At 75.4% G+C, this 11,806-nt stretch carries 6 protein-coding genes; 1 reads left to right on the top strand and 5 read right to left on the bottom strand.

Annotation, left to right across the window (positions count from 1 at the left end; genetic code table 11):
* From BIV57_RS14075 to BIV57_RS14055, 5 genes are all read right to left on the bottom strand, one after another.
* Positions 1–2,737 (bottom strand): ATP-dependent helicase (locus BIV57_RS14075; RefSeq protein WP_071657128.1); only part of this gene is annotated, 2,737 nt, incomplete at its 3' end.
* 67 nt (positions 2,738–2,804) lie between these two features.
* On the bottom strand, positions 2,805–3,623 hold the full coding sequence (locus tag BIV57_RS14070; protein ID WP_071657127.1) for a hypothetical protein: 819 nt from the start codon (positions 3,621–3,623) through the stop codon (positions 2,805–2,807).
* A gap of 125 nt (positions 3,624–3,748) precedes the next feature.
* Positions 3,749–4,543 carry a hypothetical protein gene (locus BIV57_RS14065; RefSeq protein ID WP_071657126.1) on the bottom strand — a complete coding sequence of 265 codons (795 nt, stop codon included), beginning with the start codon at positions 4,541–4,543 and terminating at the stop codon, positions 3,749–3,751.
* Positions 4,544–4,672: 129 nt separating this feature from the next.
* The gene (locus BIV57_RS14060; protein WP_419185710.1) at positions 4,673–8,287 is read right to left on the bottom strand and encodes an ATP-dependent helicase; all 3,615 of its coding nucleotides are present in this window, start codon (positions 8,285–8,287) and stop codon (positions 4,673–4,675) included.
* Between the two features lie 234 nt (positions 8,288–8,521).
* Entirely contained in the window at positions 8,522–8,851 is a 330-nt protein-coding gene (locus BIV57_RS14055) for an MGMT family protein (protein ID WP_079170314.1), read from the bottom strand.
* A 205-nt stretch (positions 8,852–9,056) separates the two neighbouring features.
* Here BIV57_RS14055 and BIV57_RS14050 point away from each other — a divergent pair, with 205 nt between their 5' ends.
* Positions 9,057–11,795, top strand: coding sequence for a lysylphosphatidylglycerol synthase transmembrane domain-containing protein (locus BIV57_RS14050; protein WP_245797659.1), 2,739 nt, complete (start codon positions 9,057–9,059; stop codon positions 11,793–11,795).
* Positions 11,796–11,806: the final 11 nt, after the last annotated feature.

The raw sequence follows: 11,806 nt of genomic DNA, 5'->3' as shown, positions 1-11,806 counted from the left end.
GGTGGGAGGCGTTGGCGGGCAGGGGGCGGGCGGTGTCTGCCGGTCCGGCGGGGGCGGTGGCGCCTGCGGGGGGCGGCGCGGCAGTGTGCGGGTCCGCCGCGCGGGAGGCGGCGGCCTCGGCCTCGGCGTAGTGGCGGACGAGGGCCGCCGCCCGGCGGCGGCGGGCCGCGGCGTCCGCGTCGAGCGGCAGCGGCCACGGCCGGTCGGCCGCCGCCGCGCGCTCCCGCAGCGGGTTGACCGCGTCCTCGGCGGGCTCCTCCGCCCACGCCTCCACCTCGCCGTTCCCGGCGTCCGCCGCACAGTGCTCGCGCAGCTCCTCCAGGAACTCCGACGGCCCGCGCGGCTTGATCTGGGTCGGCCCCCACCAGTGCCCCGAGGCGAGCAGCAGCGAGCGCGGCCGGGTGAACGTCACATAGCCCAGGCGGAGTTCCTCCACCCGCTGGTGCTCCGCCAGATCGAGCCGGAACGCCTCCAGCCCCGCGCGCCCCCACTCCCCGACGTCCGGCAGTGTCGCCGCGTCCCCGCGCAGCGCGTGCGGCAGCACATGCGCCGAGGCCGTCCACCGCTCCCGGGGCCGGTCGGACGGGAACGCCCCGGCGACCAGCCCCGGGACCGCGACCACGTCCCACTCCAGCCCCTTCGCCTTGTGCGCGGTCATCACCTTGACGGTGTCGCTCGCCCCCGGCAGCGCCGCGTCCATGCCCTTGTCGAACTGCGCCGCGGTGCGCAGGAACCCGAGGAACGCGGCGAGCGTCGGATCGCCGTCCAGGTCGGCGGAGGCCATGAAGTCGCCGGCGATGTCGAGGAACCGGCCGAGCGTCTCGCGCCGCCGCGCCGCCGCCGCGTGCGGGGAGGCGGCCAGCTCGACGTCGAGCCCGGTGGCGGCGAGCACCCGGTGCAGCACATCGGTGAGCGGATCGCCCAACGAGCGCCGCAGCTCGCGCAGTTCGGCGGCGAGGCGGGCGAACCGGATCCGCGCGTCGGCGGAGTACGACAGCTCGCCGGGGTCGGCGAGGGCGTCGGAGAGCGAGACGGTCTCGGTGGGGTCGGTGCCGGCCACCGACCCGGCGAGGCGGACGTCGGCGTCCGCCGAGTCCGCGGGGTCGTCGATGCGCACCAGGTCGCGGGCGCGCCGGCCGAGCAGCGCGAGGTCCCGCGGGCCGATCCGCCAGCGCGGCCCGACCAGCAGCCGGACCAGGGCGTCGTTGGCGGTGGGGTCGTCCAGCACCTCGCAGACGGCCACCAGGTCGGCCACCTCGGGGAGGTTGAGCAGCCCGGAGAGGCCCACCACCTCGACGGGCACGTCCCGTTCGACGAGCGCGGAGTGCACCGCGGGGAAGTCGGCGGCGGCCCGGCAGAGCACGGCGATCTCGCCGGGCCGGGTCTGCTCGGTGCGGACGCGGTGCGCGATGTGGTCGGCGAGCCAGCCGATCTCGTCCTCGTGGGTGGGCAGCAGCGCGGCGCGGACATAGCCGTCGGACTCGGCACCGGGGCCGGGGCGCAGCGCCTCGACGCCGGCGTGGCGGGCGCGCAGCGGCGCGGCGAGGGTGTTGGCGAACTCCAGCAGCCGGCCGCCGCTGCGGCGGTTCTCGGAGAGCGAGTGGCGGTCGGCGGGGCCGCCGTCGGCGCGGGGGAAGTGGCGGGGGAACTCGTCGAGGTTGGCGACGGAGGCGCCGCGCCAGCCGTAGATGGCCTGGCAGGGGTCGCCGACGGCGGTGACGGGGTGGCCGGCGCCCTCGCCGGGGCGCCCGCGGTGATCGCCGTCACCGTCGCCGTCACCGCCGTCACCGCCGTCACCGCCGTCACCGCCGTCACCGCCGTCACCGCCACCGCCGCCGAACAGCGCGGCGAGCAGGCGGCGTTGGGCGACGGAGGTGTCCTGGTACTCGTCGAGCAGCACCACCGCGAACTGCTCCCGCAGCAGCCGTCCCACCTCCGGGTGCTCCAGGGCGAGGCGGGCGGCGAGGGCGATCTGGTCGCCGAAGTCGAGCATGGTGCGCTCGGCCTTGGCCGCCCGGTAGCGCTGGACGAGGCCGGTGAGCTCGCGCCGCGCCTCCAGGGACTTGCGGACGTCCTTCACCCAGGCGTTGCCGCGCACGGCCGGGTCGGTGGCGGCGAACCGGTCGAGCAGCGCGGTGTCGTGGGCACGGAGGTCGGCGGGGGCGACGAGGTGCTCGGCGAGCTCGCCGTCGAGGGCGAGAAGATCGGTGACGAGCGAGGAGAAGGGGCGGGTGAGCGCCGGATAGGTGCCGGGCGCGGTGCGCAGCGTGCGGGCGGCGAGCTGGAAGCGGGTGGCGTCGGCGAGCAGGCGGGCACCGGGCTCGATGCCGATCCGCAGGCCGTGCTCCTTCAGCAGCCGTCCCGCGAAGGCGTGGTAGGTGGAGATCTCCGGCTCGCCGGGCGGCTCCTCGTCGTCGCCGAGATCCCCGGGCCCCGCGGGGATCACCGCGCCGAGGACGCCGGCCTTGCGCAGCGCCGCGCGGACGCGCTCGGCGAGCTCGCCGGCCGCCTTGTTGGTGAAGGTGAGCCCGAGGACCTGCTCGGGCCGGACGCGTCCGGTGCCCACCAGCCACACCACCCGCGCGGCCATCACCGTGGTCTTCCCCGACCCCGCCCCCGCGACGATCACCGCGGGCGCGGCGGGCGCGGTGATGGCCCGCACCTGCTCGGCGGTGAAGGGGATCCCGAGCAGCTCCTTGAGCTGCTCGGGCGAGGTGAGTGGGGACGGACGGTGCACCCGGTCACGATACGGCCGCTTGCCGACAGCCCCGGCCTCCCGCGACCGGGATCACCCGGACGGGCCGTCAGGACGACGGCAGCCGCGATGCGATCTTCGCGTACTCGATGACCTGGTCGGCAGGGGGCCGTCCGGTGGAGACCGGCTTGCCGAACGCCGAGAAGTCCACCCGCTGGTCTCCCTGGCCCGAGGGGGCCATCTTGATGGGGTACGGCTTCCCCCTGGTGGCCACGTAGATCACGCCGGGCGAGCTCGGGTCCTTCTCCTCGACAGCGATCACCGGGACGCCGTCGACCGTCGACCGGGCGCCCTTGGTGTAGGAGCTGCCGGAGTCGTCGCTCTTGGTCATCTCGGCGATGAGTTCGCACACTCCGGCCATCTGCACCATGTCCTTGTCGGCGGTGGTGCCGTGGATGTAGCGGCCCTTGAGGAGCTCGGAGACGACCGCGCCCTTTCGGCCACCGCCGACCGACTTCGACCAGTAGGCGGCGTTGGGCTTGGACCAGATGTCCCGCCCCAGCTTGATGATCTCCATCTGGGCGGCGCCCTCGCCGTAGGTGCCGCGGCAGTCGCCGGCGTGGCTCATGTCGAGGTCGAACGTGATCGGCGAGCCGTTCTCGTCCACGCGGCCGACGGCCCGCACCGCGGAGGCGTTCATCAGCGCGAGCCGCGCCTTGTCCGAGATCGCCTTCGCCGGCAGGGCGGCGACGCCGTTGTCGGTGGCGCCGGTGCTCGGGGACGGCTCGGCGTGGGTGGCGTGGGACGCGGCGACGCCCTTCGCGTGCGAGCCGCCGCCACCGCCGCTGCCGCTGCCCCCGCACGCGGCGGTGGCGAGCAGGGCCGCCGCGACGGGGAGCGCGGCCAGCCCCGCTGACTTCCTGGTCATGGGTGCTTCTTCTTCCGACGTGTCGTCATCGGGACGCGCCGGCCGGCGCGTTCCGATGGTGGGACCGTCGAGGGGGTGTTTGGTTGCACACCAGACCGAGGATTTGCCGAACATTTGGCCCGGTCTCAGCCGGCCAGGACGATCGCCTTGGCCTCGACGGTCTCGGCGGCGGCGGGCTCGGTGATCTCCGGCTTCGTGCCGAACTCGCTGAAGTCGCTCGTCGAGGCGTCCTTGCCGCCGTTGGCGGTGCGGATCAGGTAGGGCTTGCCGGTGGTGGCGACCGACAGCATGGTGGCGCCGTCCTTGTCCACCGCCTTGACCACCACGACCGGGACGCCGTTGACGGTGCCGCGGCCCGCCCTGGTGAACGTGGCGCCGCCGTCGTCCTGGGCCGTGCCCATGCGGGCGGCCATCGCGCACATCAGGAACTCGGGCGCGACGGCGGTCAGCGCGTCATCAATCGTGGTGCCGTGCAGCCAGCGGCCCTTCGCCTTCGCCTCGGCCTTGGGGTCCTGCGAGCTCGCCCAGGCGGCGCGGTCCGGCTTCTCCCAGACCTCCTTGCCGATCTGGATCACCTGGGTGCCGGTGCCGCCCCGGACGCTGGCAGTGCCGACGCAGTCGCCGGCGGTGGTGACGCGCAGGTCGTTCCTGCCGCGCTTGCCCTCGTCCGTGATGAAGCCGGTCATCCGGTACGCCCCGGCGCCGGCCATCGCCTGCTGCGCCTTCTTGACGATCTCCGCCGCCGGCAGCGCGGCAACCCCGTTGTCGGCGGGCTTCGCCGCGGCGGAGGGCTTGGCCGCGGGCTTCTCGGCGCCGCCGGAGGCGTCGCTCCTGGCGCCTGCGGAGCTCCCGCAGGCCGCGGTGGCGAGCAGTGCGCCCGCAACGGGCAGGACGGCGAGGGCGGCGAGGCGTCTGGGCATGGAGGTGCTGCTCCCGGAGGTGGGTCGCGGAGGGAGCGGCGCCAGGCGGCCGTCCCGTCCGACAAGACTCGCCGGCAGGCCGCACGTTGCACGCGCATTGCGTTGTTGACGGAACCGTTACCTCCCGGTTCAGTCGATGAGCTGCCGGCCCTCCGGTTGTTCGCTGCAGGCGCGCTTCACCGAGCAGGTGCCGCAGCGGTCGCCGAGTCTGGGGCCGAAGCGTTCGGACAGGACGCGGCCGGCGGCCTCGGTCAGCAGGCGCTCGATCCAGGTGTCGGGGCCGTCGAGGGGGGCGTCCTGGCGCTGGACCTTGGGGAGCTCCGGGTGCTGCTTGGACGCCTCCTTGCGGAGCTGCACCAGCTCCGCGCCGCCCGGCTCGGGGCGGCCCGCCGCGAACGCCGGGAGGTCGTCCACCGCGCCCTCGCGCACCGCGAGCTGATACACCGCCAGCTGCGGATGCTCCGCGACCTGCGGTCCGCTCGGCGCGTTCCTGCCGGTCTTGAAGTCGACGACGTACGCCAGGCCGTCCGCGTCGCCGCGCTCCACGCGGTCCATCACCCCGCGGATCCGCACCCGCGTGCCGCCCGCGCTCAGCGTCACGTCGAAGGGGTGCTCCGTGCCCGCCTCCGAGCGGCCCCGCTCGGCGACGTGCCAGTGCACGAACCGCTCCAGCGCGCCCCGCGCCTCCTCCCGCTCCTGCACCGACTTCCACGGCGCGTCAAAGGCGAGCGCGTCCCACACCGTGTCCAGCCGCTTGAGGAGGACGTCGAGGTCGGCGGGCGTGGTGCCGGAGCCGACCTCGTCGGCGAGCGCGTGCACCACGCTGCCGAAGCCCTGCGCCGCGGTCGACGGGCGGTCGGCGCGCGCCTCCTTCTGCAGGAACCACTGCAGCGGACACTCCCTCAACTGCTCCAGCGCGCTGGGCGAGAGCGCCACCGGCTCGCCCGGATCCCGCACCGGCACCTCGCTGCGGGTCGGCTCGGCCAGCCCCCACCAGCGGTCCGGATGCGCGGCGGGGACCATCGGGAAGCCGTCCTCGTCCTCCAGCGCGGCCAGCTTGGCGAGGCGGCGCGCGGCGGCGTCCCGCAGCTCGGGCGCGGCGGCCGGGTCGACGGTGGCGGCGCGCAGCTCCGCGACGAGCGCGGAGACGGAGAGGGCGCGCCGCGGCCGGCCCGGTATGGCGACCGGCTCGACGCCCAGCTCCTCCAGGAACCGCGACGGCCGGTCGCCGTCCTCCGCGGCGGCGGCCACCGCGGTGACGACCAGGCGGCTGCGGGCGCGGGTGACAGCGACGTAGAAGAGCCGGCGCTCCTCGGCGAGCAGCGCGCCCGGGGTGAGCGGCTCGGAGAGGCCGCGCGGGCCGATCCGGTCCGCGTCCAGGAGGGAGCCGCGGCGGCGCGGGTCGGGCCACAGGCCCTCCTGGACGGAGGCGACGACCACCAGCTCCCACTCCAGCCCCTTGGCGCGGTGCGCGGTGAGCAGGCGGACGGCGTCGGGGCGGACGATGCGCCGGGAGAGCGTGTCCGCGGCGATGTCCTGCGCCTCCAGCTCCGCGAGGAAGTTGAGGGCGCCGCGGTGCCCGGTGCGGACCTCGCTGCGCTCGGCGGTCTCGAAGAGCGCGCAGACCGCGTCGAGGTCGCGGTCGGCGGCGGCGCTGCGGCGGAGCGCGGCGCGCTCCAGGCGCTGCGGCCAGGGGGTGCCGTCCCACAGGGCCCACAGGGCCTCGTACGCGGTGCCGCCCTCGGCGAGCGTCCGGCGGGCGGCGAGGAGGAGGGTGCCCAGGCGGTGGGCGGCGCGGCCGTGTTCGAGCGTGGTGAGCCGGGACGGCTCCGCGAGCGCCCGGCGGACGAGCTCCTCGGCGGGCGGGACGGCGACGCCGGCCTGCGCGGGGGCGGGTGTGTCGTCGGTCGCGTACGCCATGTCGGCGAGGGGTTGTTCGGCGGCATCCGGTCGGTCCCCCTCACTCGCGCAGTTCCCGGCGCCCCTGGTGGGGTCCGGCCCGGCGTCGATCTCGCTGTCCGCGGTGGGCCCGACGGGGTCCGGCTCCGCTTCGCCCGCACCGCTCGCCGCGGCCCCTTCGGGGCTGCGCTCCTCGTCGCGGAGTTCGCGGCCCAGGCGGCGGAGGTCGGAGGGGTCGAGGCCGCCGAGGGGGGAGGTGAGGAGCTGGCGGGCCGTCTCGGCGGTCAGCGCGTCGGGGTCGATGGCGACGCGAAGGGCCGTCAGGAGCGGGGCCACCGCCGGCTCCGCGTGCAGCGGGAGGTCGTCGCCGTCGACCTCGACGGGGACGCCCGCCGCCGTCAGCGCACGCCGCATCACCGGGATGGAGCGCCCCCCGGCGCGCACCAGCACCGCCATGTCCGACCAGCGCACCCCCTCCTCCAGGTGCGCGCGCCGCAGCAGGTCGGCGATGTTGTCGACCTCCGCGCCCGGCGTCGGGTAGGTGTACGCCTCCACCGGCCCACCCGTCTCCCGCCACCGCCCTTCCAAGGAAGCGCTCCGCGCCCCGCCCGACTCCGTCACCCGCCACCGCCCTTCCGGGAAAGCGCTTCGCGCCCCGCCCGACTCCGTCTCCCGCCACCGCCCTTCCAAGGAAGCGCTCCGCGCCCCGCCCGGCTCCGTCTCCCGCAGCGCCACCGGCGCGCGATGCGCGCGCGCCGCGGCGGCCGGCAGCCGGCCGAGCGGCATCCGCGCCGCGACCTGGCGGGCCGCGTCCAGCACCGCCGCCGACGCGCGGCGGTTCACGCGCAGCACCCGGATCGGCGCCGGGCGCCCGTCCGCCGCCGGAAAGCGCTCCGGGAAGTCGAGGATCCCGTTGACGTCCGCGCCGCGGAACGCGTAGATCGACTGGTCCGGGTCGCCCACCGCCACCAGGTCGCGGCCGTCCCCGGCGAGCGCCGACAGCAGCCGCACCTGCCCCGGGTCGGTGTCCTGGTACTCGTCGACGAAGACCGCGTCGTACGCGCCGCGCAGCCGCTCGCGCACCTCCGGCTGCTCGGCGAGCAGCACCGCGCGGTGCATCAATTCGGCGTAGTCGACGACGCCGCGCTGGTCGAGGACGTCCAGGTACTCGGTGAGGAACTGCGCCGCCGCCCGCCAGTCGGGACGGCCCGCGCGCGCCGCGAACCCGCCGAGCGCCGCCGGGCCCAGGCCCAGCTCGCGGGTGCGGGCCAGCACGGCCCGCACCTCGTCGGCGAACCCGCGGGTGGTGAGCGCCGCGCGCAGCTCGTCGGGCCAGCGCACCAGCCCCTCCGCGGCGCCGGCCTCCGCCTCGCCGGTGAGCAGCTCACGCACCATCAGGTCCTGCTCGGGGCCGGAGAGCAGCCGCAGCGGCTCGGCGAACAGCTCGGGATCCTGGTGCGCCCGCACGAGCGCGTAGGCGAGCGAGTGGAAGGTGGTGACGGGCACCAGCGCGGCCGCCGGCCCGCGCGCGCCCAGCCGCTCCCGCAGCTCGCCCGCGGCCTTCCGGCCGAAGGTGAGGACGAGCACCCGCTCGGGCGCGGTGCCGCCCTCCGTCCGCCGGGCGACCGCCTCCACCAGCGTGGTCGTCTTGCCGGTGCCTGGCCCGGCGAGCACCAGCAGCGGCCCGCCCGGATGGGCGGCGACGGCCTCCTGGTACGGGTCGAGCCGCGGCGCGGGCCGCGCCGCGATCGGCGCGCGGACCAGGCGGTAGGCGCGGCCCGTCGCGGTGGCGCCGGAGGCGGGAAGGGACGGTGCGGTGGCCGGGGCGGCGGTTTCGGGGCTCACGTGCGGGGGTTCCGGTTTCGGGGGACGGCGGCCGTGGTGCGTGCGGCACCACGCGTCCCCCCAGTATTGGCCGCACCACCGACACCTCCGGCCCGAACGCGTCGGTAACCCCCATCGGCACCGCCTGTCACCCCGTCGGGGCAGCGCCCGGCCGCGGGTTCGCCCATTGCTCCGATCAGGGGGGACCAGGGTTGCGGAACCGCGCATGCGGCGATGCCCTATCCCATGGACTCCTCAGTCGGGCGCCGGCTCCCCGTCCCACCGCGCCCGCGGCATGTCGAGCCGGTAGGTCTCGCGGTCGGTCGCCGGGGTGCGCAGCGGCGTCCCCTCGGCGCGGTAGTTGGCGAGCGCCTCGGTCTCGTGGCCGGGCAGCAGGCGGCCGTCGGCCCGCACCACGCGCCACCACGGGACGCCCCCGCCGAAGAGCGCCATCACCCGCCCCACCTGCCGCGGACCGCCCTGCCCCAGGTACTCCGCGACGTCCCCGTAGGTCATCACGCGCCCCTCGGGAATCGCCTCGGCGGTCTCCAGGACGCGCTCCGCGTACTCCGTCGGCTGATCCATAGGGGTCATCATGCCGCCCCGGGGCGGCCGTTCACCCTCCCGAAGGACTACCCCCACCCCCGGTTGTCCCGGAAAAGCGCACCGCACCCCGCCGGGCGGCGATCCGGCATGCCACCATTCATCCGGGTAGGCCGGTCGTACCGGTAGTACAGGAGCACAATTCCATGAGACACGGGCCCAGGGTGTGACGACGGAACAGGACCGCGTGAACCAGCCAGCGGACGACGAGGCGGGCGGCGTGCAGCCGCGGACGCCGGGGGGCGCCACCGGGGTGCCGCTCGGCCCGTCCGACGTGTCCGTCGACGAGCCGCTGCTGCCGGCCCGCGTGCACCGTCCCGCCGACCTGATCCGCTTCGTCATCGGCCTGCTCGCGCTGGCCCTCGCCTTCTTCCTCACCAGCTTCGCCACCGCCACCACCGCCGGCCTGCAGAGCGACGTGCAGCAGAGCGAGGTGCTGCGCGGCCTCACCTCGCAGAGCCACATCACCACCGCGGTGATCGGCTTCGCCTCCGGGGTGGCGCTGCTGGTGGTGCCGATCGCCTTCGCCGTCGAACGGCTGGTGAAGCGTGACGGGCTGCGCGTCGCGGACGGCGTGCTGGCGGCCGTCCTCGCGCACGGCGCCGCCCTCGCGGTGAACCTGTGGGTGCGGGACGCCGCCCCCTCCTCCGTGGTGAGCGCGCTGACCTACCCGACCGCCGGGGGCGGCGCCACCGCCGCGGTGCACGGCTACCTCGCCCCGGTGCTCGCCTTCATGAGCGCGGTGGGGCTGAGCCGCCGGCCGCGCTGGCGGATCGTGCTGTGGGTGGTCATCGTCCTGGACGCGGCCACCGCGCTCATCAGCTTCGAGAACACCGCGATGTCACTGGTCGTCACCGTCCTGCTGGGCTGGGCGATGGCCTTCGGGACGCTCTACGCGGTGGGCGCGCCCAACGTCCGCCCGACCGGCACGATGCTGCTGGCCGGGCTCCGCCGGCTCGGCTTCCGTCCCACCGCCGCCTACCGGGCGCCGGACGCCCCGGACGACACCCGCCGCTACCTGGTCGCCTGCGCGCCGGACGGCGCCGAGGACGCCGATGATGCCGAGGACGCCGACGGCGGAGAGCGCGGCGAGGCCGGCCAGGGCGTCGCGGTACCCGACGACCACGCCCTGCTCGTCAATGTGATCGACCGCGAGCAGCAGGCGTCCAGCTTCTTCTACCGGCTGTGGCGTCGCATCCAGCTGCGGGTGCTGCTGCCGCGCCGCAGCCTGCTGTCGCTGCGTCAGACGCTGGAGCACGAGGCGCTGGTCTCCTACGCGGCGACGGCGGCCGGGGTGCGCGTCCCCGAGCTGATCGCCACCGCCGAGCTGGGCCCCGACGCGGTGATGCTCGTCTACCGCCGCCTCGACGCGCTGCCGCTCACCCAGGTGCCCGACGAGGAGCTCACCGACGACCTGCTGCGCGGCATCTGGCGGGAGGTGCGCGGCCTCGCCGAGCGCCGCATCGCCCATCGCGGCCTCGTCGCAGAGTCGATCCTGCTGACGCCGGACGGCCGCCCCTGGCTCACCAACCTCCGCAACGGCGAGATCGCCGCCGGGGACCTGGTGCTGCGCATGGACATCGCCGAGCTGCTCTGCACGCTGGCGCTGCGGGTCGGCGCCGAGCGCTCGGTCGCGGCGGCCGCCGCCGTGATGGGCGCGGACACCGTTGCCGCGGCGATCCCGGTGCTCCAGCCGGTGGCGCTCTCCCGCGAGACCCGCACGGAGCTCAAGCAGCTCAACAAGCTGTTCGCGGCGGAGCGCCGGGAGCGCGCCGAGCGGATCGCCCGGGAGGCCAAGGAGCGGCGCGAGAAGGAGAAGGAGCAGCTGCGGAAGCTGCGCCGGACCGCGTCGGCCGAGACCACCGCCGAGGCGGAGAACCGCATCGACGAGGAGGTCGAGGCGGAGCTGGAGGCCGAGCAGGAGCCGCGCGACCTGCTCTCCCAGATCCGCCACCAGGTGCTGCTGCTGAAGCCGGCGGCGACGGTGGAGCCGGTGCGGCTGGCCCGCATCAAGGCCCGCACGATGATCTCGTTCGTGGCGCTGGCGGTGGCCGCCTATCTGCTGCTGCCCTCGCTGGCGAGGATCGACCTCACCACCGTCTTCACCGACGCCGACTGGAAGTGGGCGCTGTTCGCGGCGTTCTGCGCGTTCATGACGTACATCGGCGCGACGATGAACATGGTGGGCTACGTCCCCGAGCGGGTGCCGCGGATACCGGCCTTCATGGTCCAGGTGGCGGCCTCGTTCGTGAAGGTGGTGCTGCCGGCGCTGGTCGGCGGGGCGGCGCTGAACACGCGGTACCTGCAGAAGAACGGCGTCCGCCCGGGGCTGGCGGTGGCCAGCGTGGGCGCCTCGCAGATGTCCGGCTCGGTCATCCACATGATCATGCTGCTGGTGCTGGGCGTGGTCTCCGGGACGCAGTCCTCCGACCTGCCGTCCACCGGGACGATCCTGATCGCGGTGGCGGCGGTGCTGCTGATCGCGCTGATGCTGGTGGCCATACCGCCGCTGCGCCGCTGGATGCTCTCCCGGGTCCGGCCGATGTTCGTCGGGGTGCTGCCGCGGATGCTGGACATCGTCCAGCGGCCGCAGAAGCTGCTCACCGGGGTGGGCGGCACGATGGTGCTGACGGCCGGGTTCGTCGGCTGCCTATACACGTCCGTGTACGCGTTCGGCGGGCACATCGACTTCGTCGCCTGCGCGGTGGTCTACCTGGCCGGGAACGCGGTGGGGTCGGCGGTTCCGACGCCGGGCGGGATCGGGACGGTCGAGACGGCGCTGATCGCCGCGCTCGTCACGATCGGCGGGGTGCCGCGGGATGTGGCCACCGCGGCGGTGCTGCTCTACCGGCTGATGACGTTCTGGCTGCCGATCCTGCCGGGGTGGTTCTGCTTCAACTGGCTGCAGCGCAAGCAGATGCTCTGACGCTTCGCTGT

This window comes from Mangrovactinospora gilvigrisea (assembly GCF_001879105.1).
Lineage (GTDB): Bacteria > Actinomycetota > Actinomycetes > Streptomycetales > Streptomycetaceae > Mangrovactinospora > Mangrovactinospora gilvigrisea.
This window is presented reverse-complemented; position numbering and strand designations above follow the sequence as displayed.

Coding starts and splice junctions, on each gene's coding strand:
- BIV57_RS14070 (WP_071657127.1), bottom strand. CDS start 3,623: ATGACCAGGAAGTCAGCGGGGCTGGCCGCGCTCCCCGTCGCGGCGGCC.
- BIV57_RS14065 (WP_071657126.1), bottom strand. CDS start 4,543: ATGCCCAGACGCCTCGCCGCCCTCGCCGTCCTGCCCGTTGCGGGCGCA.
- BIV57_RS14055 (WP_079170314.1), bottom strand. CDS start 8,851: ATGGATCAGCCGACGGAGTACGCGGAGCGCGTCCTGGAGACCGCCGAG.